The organism is Gemmobacter nectariphilus DSM 15620 (assembly GCF_000429765.1).
In the GTDB taxonomy this organism is placed as follows: Bacteria; Pseudomonadota; Alphaproteobacteria; order Rhodobacterales; family Rhodobacteraceae; genus Wagnerdoeblera; species Wagnerdoeblera nectariphila.
Genome location: NZ_AUCM01000056.1, coordinates 1 through 1,259, shown reverse-complemented (window position 1 = coordinate 1,259; position 1,259 = coordinate 1). Strand labels below are relative to the sequence as shown.

At 68.9% G+C, this 1,259-nt stretch carries 1 protein-coding gene; it reads left to right on the top strand.

Going from position 1 to position 1,259, the window contains the following annotated elements; translation table 11 throughout:
* Positions 1–108: 108 nt before the first annotated feature.
* Positions 109–1,259 (top strand): site-specific DNA-methyltransferase (locus tag G481_RS0118635; RefSeq protein WP_028031325.1); only part of this gene is annotated, 1,151 nt, incomplete at its 3' end.

The window sequence follows — 1,259 nt, the reverse complement described above, 5'->3', positions numbered from 1 at the left end:
CCCCGCGGATGCCGGAGTCCAGCCGGATGCCGGTGGACCCCGCCGCGCCGGAGTCCACCCGCAGGGAGTCCAGACTCCTCGGCCCCAACGCCATCGACAGGAATACGCATGACCCTGAGCTTCGCCCCAGAGCGGATCGAGACCTGGCCGCTTGTGCGCCTGCAGCCTTACGCGAAGAACGCGAAGGTGCATGGCGCGGACCAGGTCGCGAAGATCGCTGCCAGCATGGCCGAGTTCGGCTGGACCGTGCCGTGCCTCGTGGGCGAGGACGGGGAACTGATCGCGGGGCACGGGCGCGTGCTGGCCGCCACGCAGCTCGGCCTGACCGAGGCTCCGGTGATCGTGCTCGGACACCTGAGCGAGGCGCAGCGGCGGGCCTATCGTCTCGCGGACAATAGGCTGTCTGAACTTGCGACATGGGATGAGGCGCTACTCTCGGCCGAACTGCAGGACCTGCTCGCGGACGAATACGACCTGTCGCTGGTCGGCTTCTCGGACGGCGAACTCGACAAGCTTCTGGCCTTCGATCCGGACGGGGGCGGTGAAGAAGAGGGTGGCGCCGGAGGCTCCGTGCCTCCGGTGACCATCCCCGAGCCGCCGCGCAATCCGGCCTCGCGCACCGGCGATCTCTGGGTCCTCGGCGATCATCGCTTGCTCTGCGGAGACTCTACCAGCCACGACGATGTGCGCCGCCTGATGAACGGCGAGCGGGCGGTGCTGTTCGCGACCGATCCGCCGTACCTCGTCGATTACGACGGCTCGAACCACCCGACGCGGAACAAGGATTGGTCCGCGTCCTATGGCACGACCTGGGACGACAGTTCGCAGGGCGCGGAGCTCTACGACGCGTTCATATCGGCGGCCGTGGCCGAGGCCATCGCCGAGGATGCCGCCTGGTACTGCTGGCACGCCTCGCGCCGCCAGGCGATGCTGGAGGCCTGCTGGGAAAAGGCGGGCGCCTTCGTCCACCAGCAGATCATCTGGGTGAAGGACCGTGGCGTCCTGACCCGCTCCCACTACCTCTGGAAGCACGAGCCCTGTTTCATGGGCTGGCGCCGACCGAACCGCCCGCCGAAGGTCGCCGAGCAGACGCTGCCCTCGACCTGGGAAATGCCGTCCTTCGCCAAGGACGAGCGCCCCGACCACCCGACGCCGAAGCCGCTCGACGCCTTCGGGATCCCGATGCGCCAGCACGTCGCCCGCGGCGGCCTCTGCTACGAGCCGTTCTCGGGGTCCGGCTCGCAGATCATGGCGGGCGA